Raw genomic sequence first — 11,553 nt, forward strand, 5'->3', positions numbered from 1 at the left:
CTCGACAATAGGGTGAAACGAACTTGCTGCGGGCGCTGGCGGTCGTTCCGCCACGCGCGTCCGCACGCGGGAGTGCGATCCCGGCGTCCGAGTTAGGGCCGATGGATCGCAAAAAGCAGGCGCGACTTGGGCGCGGGTTTTCGTCTAAACTTAATGCCGCCCGGAGCCGAAGCGTAGAGCAGACCCTTCAGGCGCGACCCGTCGCTGCCATGTTCTCCAACTCGAGCCGGACCTTCAGTGGCCGCAAGCGGTGGCTTGTGGCGGGGGCGGCGCTCGCGCTGTTCATGATCGTGCCGGCTGAATTGGCGGGGGAGGGGGCTTCGCCGCAGCCGGGGCCCAATGTGGTCGCGGGCAAACGGGTGCTCACCAGTTTCGAACAGATCTGGCAACTCCCGGAGGCGGAGCAGCGGGCGTGGCATCCGGTGAAGTTGAACTACGTCGTCTACTACTACGACCCGCTATGGATGGCGCTGTGGGGACGCGCGGGCGAATCGGACAGCTATCTTTCGCTCGGCGCGAAAGTTTTTCCGATCAAGGCCGGCCAGCGAATCCTGGTCGAGGGCGCGATGCAGCCGTCACGCGGCATGCGGGTGGAGGATCCGAAGGTGACGGTGCTGGACGAGGCGGTGCCACTCGTGCCGCTGGGCACGGCGGGCGAGGTGGCGAGTACGGAGCGCTTCAACAAACGGCTGGTGGTGATCGAGGGATTGGTCGATCGGCAGGTGGCTCGCGATGCGAATCACCTGGAAATGTATTTGATCGCCGAGGGCCGTGTGGTGCTGGCGCAGCTGTTGTTGAATAACGAGGTGCCGACGCCGCAGTTGAAAGGCACGGTGGTGCGGGCCACAGGCGTGTATTTTGCGCGAAGCGAACCGGACTGGCCGGGGCCGAAGATCGAGCTTTGGGTGCAACGTCCGGAAGACGTGGTGGCCGTCAGCACGCTGGAGCGCGACCCGCGGTTCGCGGCGCCACTGCGGGCGTTGGCGGACCTCGGCGGGGCGGCCGCGCGGCAGGATGTGCACGTGGCGGGAGTCGTCGTCGCACAGGATCCCGGCAAAACGATCACGATCCGCGAGGGCGCGCACTCGCTGGTGCTGCACACCCCGCAAACGCTGACCTTCCGGTCAGGCGAGGAGGTCGAGGCGATCGGCTGGCCGGAGCGCGAGGGCGACAGCTGGGTGCTGCGACGCGCGACGGTGCGCGGGGTGCGGACCACCTGCACGACGGTGAGCCAGCTCTGGGCCTTGCCCGACGCGGAGAAAACGAAATGGCATCCCGTGCGGATCGATCTGCTCGTCTACTATTTTGATCCGGATTGGAAGGCGTTGTGGGGGCAGGTGGGCGACAGCGACGAGTTCCTCTCGCTCGGCAGCAAGGATTTCGCGCTCAAGCCGGGCCAGCGCATTCGCATCGAGGGGCTCGTGCGGCCGGCGGACGGCATCGTCGTCGAGGAGCCGCGGGTCACCGTGTTGCAGGAGTCGGTGCCACTCGTCGCGCTGGAGACACAAGGGCGGATCGGGGACACGGACCAGCTGAACAAACACTGGGTCGTGCTCGAGGGCTATGTGGATCGCCAGCAGGTGCGCGGCGTCGGCCATGTGGACCTTGATCTGATCGTCGAGGGGCGGCTGGTCGTCTGCCGGCTGCTGCTGCCGGCGGGCAAGGAGACCCCGACGTGGGAGGGCGCGATGGTGCGGGCGAGCGGCGTGTATTCTGCGACGCAGGATCCCGCAGGTTCGGTGCCGAGCCTTGAGTTGTGGACGCCAGGCCCGGATCACCTCAAGGTGATCGGCCACATCGACAGCGATGCCCGGTTCGATCGGCCCGCGACGCCGATCGATCGGTTGGCGCAGGTCGATCAAAGCACGATGGTGCGCATCGTGGGCGTCGCGCGCACCCAGCAGCCCGGGAAACTCGTCACCGTGCGCGACGAAACCGGACAGCTCAACGTCGCCACGCTGCAGTCGCGTTCGCTGCGTTTGGGGGAGCAGGTCGAGGCAATCGGGTATCCGCGGCTCGAGGGAGAACAGATGAGTTTGCGCGACGGATTGGTTCGACCCTCGCGTGCGGCACCGGCGCCGCCGGTGGCCGGCCTGCCGCAGCTGCGCCTCGCGGACCAGTTGCGCGAGTTGCAGCCGGAGGAGGCGGGGAGGGGCTATCCGGTGCATCTCTCAGGGGTCGTCACTTGGGCGCGGCCCAATGCGGAGTTCTTCTATGTGCGCGACGTGAGCGGCGGGGTGTGCGTGTTCCGTCCGCCGGACAGCCACGTGTCGATGTTTGCGGGAACGAAGGTGGAGGTGTTTGGCGTGTCGGCCACGGGGCGGTTTACACCCGTGGTGTTGGCGTCCATTGTCCAGACCTCCGCCTCGATCGAGTTGCCCGAGGCGCCGCAGGTGACGCTCGAACAGGCGTTGACCGGCGTGGAGGAAGCCCAGTGGGTCAGCATGCGGGGCTACGTGCGCGCGGTGACGCCCGAGGCTCCCTGGGTGCGGCTCGAGATGACTGCGTCGGGAGGCGAATTTCACGCCTTGATGCCGCCGCACGATCTGACCGCGAAATTGGTGGGCGCGGTGGTGCGGGTACGCGGTGTGTGCAGCGCGATCACCAACGACAAGCGGCAGCTGACCGGCATTCGCGTGTGGGTGCCGTCGTATCGCTATGTCGACATTGAAGACGCGGCGCCGAGCGATCCGTTCGCCTTCCCGGAACGCTCGATCGCGAGCCTGCGGCAATTTAATTCGCTCGAGGCGCTGAATCGCCGCGTGCGCGTATCGGGCACGGTAAGCCACCAATCGCCGGGCCGGCTGATCTACCTCCAGGACGAAACGGAAGGGCTGCTGGCGTTGAGCCGGGATCAGACTCGGCTGGAGCCGGGCGATCACGTCGAAGTGGTGGGTTTTCCCGGTCGGGAGAACCGCCGCGTGGTGTTGCGCGAAGCGGTGTTTCGGCGGACGGGCCCGGGGACCGAGCCGGTGCCGGTGCCATGGCGCGCGCGGGCGATGTTCCACGAGGAATTGGACGGTCGGCTGGTGCGAGTCGAGGCACAGTTGCTCGATGTCGGCTCGTCGTCGAACGGCGTGCGGCTGCTCAACCAGCGGGATCAGGTGCTTTTCGAAGCGGTGCTCGAATCGCAGCGGGAGGTGCCGAGCGCGTGGGTACCGCGCAGCCGCGTGGCGCTGACCGGAGTCTACCAAATCCAGTTCGATGAATATCGGCGACCACAGGCGGTGCGGCTGCTCCTGCGCCGGCCCGGCGACGTGACGATTCTCGAGCGGCCCTCGTGGCTCACCGTGCGGCGCGTGCTCGCCGTCACCGGCGTGCTGGTGATCGTGGTGCTGCTGGGCTTCGCGCGGGTGATGGCGTTGCGTCGCCGGGTGCGGCACCAGACGGGCATCATCAAGGAACAGGAGGAGAGCGAACGCGCGGCGCGGCTCGAAGCGGCGCTGGCGCGGGCGTCGAAGCTGGAATCGCTCGGCGTGCTCGCCGGTGGCATCGCGCACGATTTCAATAATTTGCTCACGGTGATCATGGGCAATCTGTCGCTCGCGAAGATCGACCCGAAGATCGAGCCCGACACGGTGCGCTGCCTGAGCGAGAGCGAGCGCGCGGCGGCGCGGGCGCGCGACCTGACGCAGCAGCTGCTGACCTTCGCCAAGGGCGGCGAGCCGATGCGCATGCCGACGCGGCTGCCGGACCTCGTGCGCGAGGCCGCGCAGTTTGCGCTGCACGGCGCGAAGGTGCGCTGCGACTACCAAATCGCCTCCGATCTCTGGCCGGCCAGCGTGGATCGAGGGCAGATCGCGCAGGTGGTGCACAACATCGTGATCAACGCGAACCAGGCGATGCCCACGGGCGGACGCATCGAGATCGGGCTGCAGAATGAAATGGTGTTGGAACCGCGGTCAGGACTGGAGCCGGGCCGGTATGTGCGGATGACGGTTGCCGACTCCGGCGCGGGCATTCCGGCAGAAACCTTGGGGCGGATTTTCGAGCCCTACTATTCGACGAAACCACAGGGCACCGGGCTGGGCCTCGCGACCGTTTACTCCATCGTCCGCCGTCACGAGGGGCACATCGAAGTTCGCTCGATCGTCGGCGAAGGCACGACGTTCACGACCTGGCTGCCGGCGGCGACGGTCCCGATGGCGGCCAAGGCTCCGGAGGAGAGCACGCGCCCGCGAGCCTCGCGAGTGTTGCTCATGGACGACGATGCCGCGATCCGGCTGCTCGGGACGACCATTCTCAAGAAAGCGGGTTATGACGTAACGGCGGTCAGTGACGGTGCCGCCGCGGTGAGCGAGTATGCGGCGGCGGCTGCCGCCGGCCGGTCGTACGATCTGGTCGTGCTCGACCTGACGGTGCCGGGGGCGATGGGCGGAGTGGAGGCGATGGCGAAACTCAAGGAAATGAATCCGCAGGTGCGGGCGATTGTCTCGAGCGGCTACTCCAGCGACCCGATCATGGCCAACTACCAGGCGCATGGGTTTCGGGCGCGGGTGCCGAAGCCCTATCTGGCCAGTGATTTGATCTCCGCGGTGAGGGCCGTGCTGGAAGCACCTGCCGGGTGAACGCGGCCGGCCGGCGCGGGCCCAGTTAATGGGAGAAACGCGGTTGGAGCGCGAGTGATGCTGCCTAGTAATTTAAGGCTAAATCTTTCTTTGCTTTGCCGCGCGTTTTCTGGTTACCGTGCCCGCCAAGCTCATGGCCCGCCCCCGCCAGATCGCATGTACTCCGACTCGGCCGGTTCTCCGGCGGGCGCGGTGGGCGGGAGCGTTGCTCGTGGCCCTCCTGGCGGGGCGACTGGCCACGGCGACGGTCGACGCCGCCGAGCGTGAGCCGCGCGGGCGGATTCACGTCACCTATTGGGAAAAATGGGTCGGACCGGAAGAGGCGGCGACGCGCGCGGTCGTCGAGGCGTTTAATCGCTCGCAGGATCGAATTACCGTCGAGTATTTCGTGCAGAACCCGGTCGATCGAAAGACCATTGTGGCGGCCGCGGGTGGAGATCCGCCGGACGTGGCCGGACTCTGGATCCAGAACATCGCCTCGTTTGCGGACGCGGAGGCGCTGACGCCGCTCGACGATTTCATTCGGCGCGACGGGATGACGGTCGAGCAGTGGTTGAGCCGCTACTATCCCGTCTACGCGCGGATGGTGCAGCATGGCGGGCACGTGTATGCGGGGATCAGCACGCCGGCGACGATCGCGCTGCATTGGAACAAGACGCTTTTCCGCGAAGCGGGGCTCGATCCCGAGCGGCCGCCGCGCACGATCCAGGAGCTCGATGAGTTCGCGCGGCGCTTGACGAAGCGCGATCCGAAGACTGGCGAGTTGTTGCAGGTTGGGTTCCTGCCGCAGGAGCCGGGCTGGTGGCCGTGGATTTTCTGTCGCTGGTTTGGCGGCCGATTGTTCGACGGCGACAAGATCACGCTGGCGACCGATCCGCGCAATGTCGCCGCGATGGAATGGGTGGCGAGCTACACGCGCGCGCTGGGCCGGGATGCGGTGACGTCGTTCGCGTCGGGGTTCGCCGGTCAGTGGGCGTCGCCGCAGTCCGGGTTTTTTAGCGGGAAGGTCGCGATGATTTTCCAGGGCGTGTGGTTCAACAACTACATCCGGCAATACAAGCCCGGGCTGGACTACGGCGTGGCGCCGGCCTGGCCCGCGGCGGTGCCGGGCATCGAGGATTTCGCGATGGCCGAGGCGGACATGCTGGTGATTCCGCGCGGAGCGAAACATCCGGAAGCTGCGTGGGAGTTCGTGAAATACATGAACTCGGCCAATCCGCGGGCGCAGAGCCGCGAGGAACTGCAGGGAATGGAACTGCTGTGTTTCCTGCAGGAGAAAAACTCCGCGCTGCGCGAGTGGAGCCCGTATTTTGCCGGGCACCATCCGCATCCGCGAATCGATGTGTTTCGCCGGCTGTCGGCGAGCCCGCACGCCGAGTTCGTGCCCGACATGGGAATCTGGACCGAGTATGAGCGCGAGGTGCTGGCGGCGTTTGCGGAAGTTCGGCTGCTGATGGCCCCGCCGCAGCAGGCGCTCGAGCAGGCTCAGGCGCGGCTGCAGAAAAGCTGGGATCGACATTTCCGCAGCCTGGCCCGGCACGGCCAGCCGCTGCCACCAAGCACGGGGGCGACGCCATGACCGCACGCGAACGTCGCCAACTCTTCGCCGGGCTCGGGTTCACCAGCCTGTGGATCGTGGGGCTGGGCGTGTTCACGGCCTATCCAGTGCTGGCGTCACTGTATTATAGTTTCTGCGACTACTCGATCTTGAAGTCGCCGGTTTGGTGCGGTCTCGAGAACTATCGCGAGCTCTTCAGCGACGATCTGTTCTGGCGCTCGCTGCGAAACACGCTGTTCTACGCGGGGCTGTCGGTGCCGCTGGGCACGGTAGTGTCGCTCGCGCTGGCGCTCCTGCTGAACTGCGACGTGCGCGGACGTCCGTTCTTCCGGGTGGTTTTCTATATGCCGTCGATCGTGCCGGTGGTGGCGGCTTCGATGTTGTGGCTGTGGATTTTCAACGGCCAGGTGGGGCTGCTGAACTGGGCGTTGTCGCCGCTGCTGGCGCTGTTCGGCCAGGCGCCGCCGGCGTGGCTGGTGGATCCGAACTGGGCGAAGCCGGCGCTGGTCATCATGAGCCTGTGGGGCACCGGCAACGCGATGGTGATTTACCTTGCGGGACTGCAGAACGTGCCGAAGGAGCTCTACGAGTCGGCGGCGATCGACGGCGCGACCGGCTGGCGGCGATTCCGGCACGTGACGCTGCCGATGATCGCGCCGGTGGTGTATTTCAACGTCATCATGAGCCTGATCGGCGCGCTGCAGGTGTTCACGCAGGCGTTCATCATGTCGGCGGCGGCGGGCGGCGGCACGGGCACGGGGACGGACGGATTTCCGGCGCGGTCGACGTTATTCTATACGATGCACCTGTTCGCGACCGCGTTCTACGACCTGCGCATGGGCTATGCGAGCGCGATGGCCTATGTGCTGTTCATCATCATCGCCACACTGACCTGGCTGGCGACGCGCTGGTCGCGCGAGCGGATGAGCCACGTGCAATAGCGAGAGCGAGCGATGAAACCGCACGGCCCCGTTTCCCGGACGTTTATTTACCTGATGCTGATTGTCGCGTCGGGCTTGTTCCTCACGCCGTTCGTGTGGCTGGTGTCGACGTCGCTGAAACCGGTGGAGCAGACGATGGTGCTGCCGCCGACGTTCCTGCCGCGGGCGCATTATGTGGAGATCGACGGACGCAGGATGGAGGTCGTGATCGATTACACGATGAACCAGCCGGGCGTTGTGGCCGACGTGGTGAGTGGCCCGGACGCGGGCAAGCGAGTGTTCCTGCTGCCAGACCAGGCGATCGCGCGTGCGGCGGAGCTGAACGGTGCGCACCGCGTGGCCGCCGGGTGGACGCATGTGACGGAACGGCTCGAGCAGGGAGCCGGACGCGAGCGGCAGCCGCGCTGGGACATCGTGCCGCCGGGCGCGGTGCAGAGCGAAATCAAGTTCCGCTGGTCGAACTACCCGAACGCGCTCGCTTCGATGGGCGGCGGCGCGGCGGCCGGCAGCGGCAACGTGAGTTTCTGGGTTTTCCTGAGCAACACGCTGATCGTTTGTGTGCTCGGGGTGATTGGCACGGTGCTGTCGAACGCAATCGTCGCCTACGGCTTTGCGCGGCTGCGCTGGCGCGGTCGGGATGCCTTCTTCGCGCTGACGCTCGCCACACTGATGGTGCCGTTCCCAGTGCTGATGGTGCCGCTCTACGGCGTGTTCCGGGAACTCGGCTGGATTGGCACGTTGATGCCGCTGTGGGTGCCGGCGTTCTTCGGGAGCGCGTTCAACATTTTCCTCATGCGGCAGTTTTTCCTCACGATCCCGGAGGAGCTGAGCGAAGCGGCGCGGATCGATGGCAGCAGCGAATGGCGGATTTTCTGGCGGATCATTCTGCCGCTGAGCAAGCCGGTCCTGGCGGTCGCGGCGCTGTTCCACTTCCTCTATGCGTGGAACGATTTCATGGGGCCGTTCCTGTATCTGACGCGCAAGGAAACATTCACGCTCTCGATCGCGCTGCAGAACTACCAGTCGCAGACCGGCGGAGTGCAGTGGCACTACCTCATGGCGGCGAGCACGGTCACCGTGCTGCCGATCATCGTCCTGTTTTTCTTTGCGCAGCGGACCTTCATCCAGGGGATCGCCACCACGGGGAGCAAAGGCTGACGCGACGAACCATGCTCTCTTTTCCCCTCCAGATTCGCAGTATTGGCTGGTCGGCGATGCAACGGCGCTTGCTTAGGCTGGGTGGGTGCTCTGCGATGTTGGGTCTGCTTGGCTCCTCCATGTTGACTGCCTCTCCTTTCACGACTGAACGAATGAACCTCGCGGGCGAATGGCGCTTCGCGCTCGCGGCGCCAGACCCCTCATTTCCGCAGCAGCCGCTCCCGCAAGTAGCGTTCGCCGACGCCATTGCCCTGCCCGGAACGACCGAGACGAATAACAAAGGTCCGGAGAATTCAGCGCGCGAGCTCGGTGGGTTGACCCGCGTGCGGCGGTTCGAGGGCGCTGCGTGGTATGAACGCGAGATCGAGGTGCCCGCATCGTGGTCCGGCCGGCAAATCGAGCTGCTGCTCGAGCGGACGAAATACACGCAGCTGTGGCTCGATGGCGAAGCGGTTGGTGAGCAGCGGCTGTTCACCGCACCGCAGGTTTACGATCTCACCCACCGGCTGCAGCCGGGCCGGCATCGACTCACGCTGATGGTCGACAATCGCGTCGAGCGAATCCCGTTCACGCCGAATGTGCACCAGTTCAACAGCGACAACACGCAGACGAACTGGAACGGCGTGCTCGGCCGGATCGAGTTGATCGCGCGGCCGGCCGTTTGGCTCGCCGACGTGCAGGTGTGGCCCGAACTCGCCTCGCGCAGCCTGCGGGTTCGGTTCACTACGCAAGCACTGGCGGGGGTGGTTGCAGAGCGGTCGCGCGTGATGGTCCGCGCCACGAGCTTCAATCACGACGGCGCGCCGCACCAACCTGCGCCGGTCGAGCTGGAATGGTCAGACGCGGCGACGAGAGACCATGAACTGACGTTGCCACTCGGTCCCGCGGCGAAACTCTGGGACGAGTTTGAGCCGGCGCTCTATCGCATGACGGTCACACTCAAAACGGCCGCCGGCCGCGATGAGCGTGAGATCGAAACGGGGCTGCGCGAGTTCAAGGGCGCTGGGGCGCACTTCACGATCAACGGGCGGCCGACCTTCCTGCGCGGCCGGCACGAGGGCGGCACGTTCCCGCTGACCGGACATCCGCCGATGGATGTGGAGGGGTGGATCCGCTACCTGCGAATTTGCCGCGACTACGGACTGAATCACATTCGCTGTCACACGTGGACGCCGCCCGAGGCGGCGTTCGCGGCGGCGGACCGACTGGGAATTTACCTACAGGCCGAGCTGCCGTTCTGGGGGACGTTCGATGAGCGCGTGAGAGATTTCCTGCAGCCCGAGGCGGACGCGACGCTGCGCGCCTACGGCAATCATCCATCGTTCGTGATGCTGACTCTGGCGAACGAGGCCGGCGGCGATCGCGGGCTGATGAACGCGATGGTCGCACAGCTACGCGCGCAGGATTCGCGGCGGCTCTACTCGGACGGTTGCAACAACGTGCTCTGGGATCCGCGGCATCAACCGACGAACGAATTTTGGGTGACCGCCAAGACCCGCACTCCGGCAAGTGGTGAGCGCCAACTCCCCGCGCGCGGCAGCTTCTATTTTGGCGATGGCTACGACGGGGTGGTTCAGTGGGGCGAGGCGCAGACCCGCCAGGATCTCTCGGAGGCCGTGACCGGTCTGCCGGTGCCGGTGGTCGGGCACGAGATTGGCCAATACACGGTTTATCCCGATTTCCGTGAGATCGCGAAATACACCGGGGTGACGCAGGCGCGAAACCTCGAGCATTTCCGGGACGTGCTCGCGCGGCGCGGACGCTTGGAGCAGGCGAACGACTTCTTTCGTGCGTCGGGTGCCCTCACGGCGGAGTTGTATCGGGAGGAGATCGAACTCGCGTTGCGCACGGCCGACTTTGGCGGATTACAATTGCTCGATCTGCAGGACTACCCCGGTCAGGGCACCGCGTTGGTGGGCATGCTGGACGCGTTCATGGACAGCAAGGGCTTGGTGACGCCTGAACGCTGGCGGGAGTTTTGCGGGCCGGTGGTGCCGCTGGCGCGGTTTGATCGTTACGCGTGGACGACCAACGAGAGCTACGCCGCCGACATCCAACTAGCGCACTATGGCCGGGACGACCTTCGAGGCGTGGTGACGACATGGCGGCTGGTTGACGAAGCGGGGAAAGAGCGGGCGCGTGGAGAATGGCGGGCTGACGTCGTCACGCAGGGCGGGCTCCGGTCGCTGGGACGTGTCGCTGTGGCGTTGAAGGACTGTGCGACGCCGAGGCGTTATGATTTCGTGGTCGAGGTCACCGCCAATCCGACTTTGCCAAGCGGCGAGCGGTTGAGATTCGCGAACCGCTGGCCGCTCTGGGTCTACCCGCCGCAGACCGAACTTGCGCCCGCGGCCCACGTTCACGTCGTGCGAGCGTTTGACGCGAAGGCGAAGAGGCTTTTGGCGTCAGGGGAGCGCGTCGTGCTGATGCCGGACGCGGCGAACCGCGGTTACACGCTGCGCGGCGCGTATGCGACGGATTTCTGGTGCTGGCCGATGTTCAATGGCACGCCGGGGACGATGGGACTCTTGATCAACGCGGCACATCCGGCCCTGGCGCAGTTCCCGACGGCAACGCACAGCGAGCGGCAATGGTCGCGGATCGCGCACGGCTCCGCTGCGGTCGTGCTCGCTTCGGTGCCGGAGCATTTCCGGCCGATCGTGCAGGTGATCGACAACCTGGAGCGCAATGAACTCCTCGGGCTCGTCTTCGAAGCTAGGGTGGAGACGGGCTCATTACTCGTCGTGGCCAGCGATCTTCTCGCGCTGTCGGCGGCCCCCGAAGCGCGACAGCTGTGGTCCAGTCTGCTGGCCTATGCCGGCTCGCCGGCGTTCGCCCCGCAGCAGGCCTTGAGCGTTGCGGAACTCGACCTCTGCCTGAGACCTTCGCTCGCGTTGGGGCGCCAGGCGACCGCCTCGAGCTCGTTCACGCCGCCGTGGGGCTTCGTGCCGAAGCCGGAGAGTGCGATCGACGGCGACATCAATACCCGCTGGCAGGCCGAGCCGACGGACGCCAGGCCGGTCCTTACGATCGATCTTGGGCGCACCTGTGTCCTGGATACAGTCGAGCTCCTCTGGCAGCACGACGAGCCGGGTTATCGCTACCTCGTCGAGGCTTCGTCCGACGGTGCGCATTGGCAGGGATTGAGCGATCAACGGGAAAACGCCTTCGCGGGAGGACGGCACACCCTGCCGGTCGCTCCTGCGGCGGGCGCGCGGCAGGTGCGCGTAACGATCACAGGCTGGCCCGCGGGGCGCGCGGCGGCGTTGCGCGACGTGCGCGTGCTGGGCACGCCAGCGGCCGAATCGGCGGGCACGCCCTAAACCTT

The 11,553-nt window shown here is 66.0% G+C and carries 5 protein-coding genes; all 5 read left to right on the top strand.

The genetic code is table 11. The features are described 5' to 3' along the window. The first annotated feature begins 209 nt into the window (after positions 1–209). The 5 genes from OTER_RS23965 to OTER_RS08920 all read left to right on the top strand — a co-directional run bounded on the left by OTER_RS23965 (position 210) and on the right by OTER_RS08920 (position 11,548). Positions 210–4,568: a hybrid sensor histidine kinase/response regulator gene (locus tag OTER_RS23965; protein WP_012374568.1), complete on the top strand. Its 4,359-nt coding sequence runs from the start codon at positions 210–212 to the stop codon at positions 4,566–4,568. A gap of 211 nt (positions 4,569–4,779) precedes the next feature. After that, on the top strand, positions 4,780–6,147 hold the full coding sequence (locus tag OTER_RS23970; protein ID WP_158305398.1) for an ABC transporter substrate-binding protein: 1,368 nt from the start codon (positions 4,780–4,782) through the stop codon (positions 6,145–6,147). Beyond that, the gene (locus tag OTER_RS08910) at positions 6,144–7,067 is read left to right on the top strand and encodes a carbohydrate ABC transporter permease (RefSeq protein ID WP_012374570.1); all 924 of its coding nucleotides are present in this window, start codon (positions 6,144–6,146) and stop codon (positions 7,065–7,067) included. Before OTER_RS23970 ends, OTER_RS08910 begins: the two co-directional genes overlap by 4 nt. Positions 7,068–7,079: 12 nt before the next feature. Continuing rightward, on the top strand, positions 7,080–8,225 hold the full coding sequence (locus tag OTER_RS26490; protein WP_012374571.1) for a carbohydrate ABC transporter permease: 1,146 nt from the start codon (positions 7,080–7,082) through the stop codon (positions 8,223–8,225). A 119-nt stretch (positions 8,226–8,344) separates the two neighbouring features. Then, the gene (locus OTER_RS08920) at positions 8,345–11,548 is read left to right on the top strand and encodes a discoidin domain-containing protein (RefSeq protein ID WP_158305399.1); all 3,204 of its coding nucleotides are present in this window, start codon (positions 8,345–8,347) and stop codon (positions 11,546–11,548) included. Positions 11,549–11,553 lie beyond the last annotated feature (5 nt).

The organism is Opitutus terrae PB90-1 (assembly GCF_000019965.1).
GTDB classification, from domain to species: Bacteria; Verrucomicrobiota; Verrucomicrobiia; order Opitutales; family Opitutaceae; genus Opitutus; species Opitutus terrae.

What these genes read in the sequence shown, in the direction of transcription:
- OTER_RS08910 (WP_012374570.1), top strand. Translation starts at nt 6,144, where the DNA reads ATGACCGCACGCGAACGTCGCCAACTCTTCGCCGGGCTCGGGTTCACC.
- OTER_RS08920 (WP_158305399.1), top strand. Translation starts at nt 8,345, where the DNA reads ATGTTGACTGCCTCTCCTTTCACGACTGAACGAATGAACCTCGCGGGC.
- OTER_RS26490 (WP_012374571.1), top strand. Translation starts at nt 7,080, where the DNA reads ATGAAACCGCACGGCCCCGTTTCCCGGACGTTTATTTACCTGATGCTG.
- OTER_RS23965 (WP_012374568.1), top strand. Translation starts at nt 210, where the DNA reads ATGTTCTCCAACTCGAGCCGGACCTTCAGTGGCCGCAAGCGGTGGCTT.